Origin of the sequence: Kineococcus sp. TRM81007 (genome assembly GCF_022669155.1) — a bacterium.
Lineage (GTDB): Bacteria > Actinomycetota > Actinomycetes > Actinomycetales > Kineococcaceae > Kineococcus.
In genome coordinates this window covers 1-213 of the sequence record NZ_JALBVB010000001.1, presented here as the reverse complement: position 1 = coordinate 213, position 213 = coordinate 1, and the positions used below count along the sequence as shown (strand labels likewise).

The 213-nt window shown below is 36.2% G+C and carries 1 pseudogene; it reads left to right on the top strand.

The features are described 5' to 3' along the window. Positions 1 to 13 precede the first annotated feature (13 nt). Positions 14 to 213, top strand: a pseudogene (locus tag MN205_RS22230) (cbb3-type cytochrome c oxidase subunit I); the annotation flags it as partial.

Sequence of the window (213 nt, the reverse complement as noted above, 5' to 3'; positions counted from 1 at the left end):
AGTATTTAGATGACTGGCCACAATCCACGGATCTAAAATCAAATACACAACATCAATGTTATGAGTTCTAGGATTTATCTTCCTATTTACAATGGGTGGACTTACAGGAGTATGCTTAGCAAATTCATCACTTGACATTATACTTCACGACACTTATTACGTAGTAGCTCATTTTCACTATGTTCTAAGAATGGGCGCTGTATTCGCCATTTT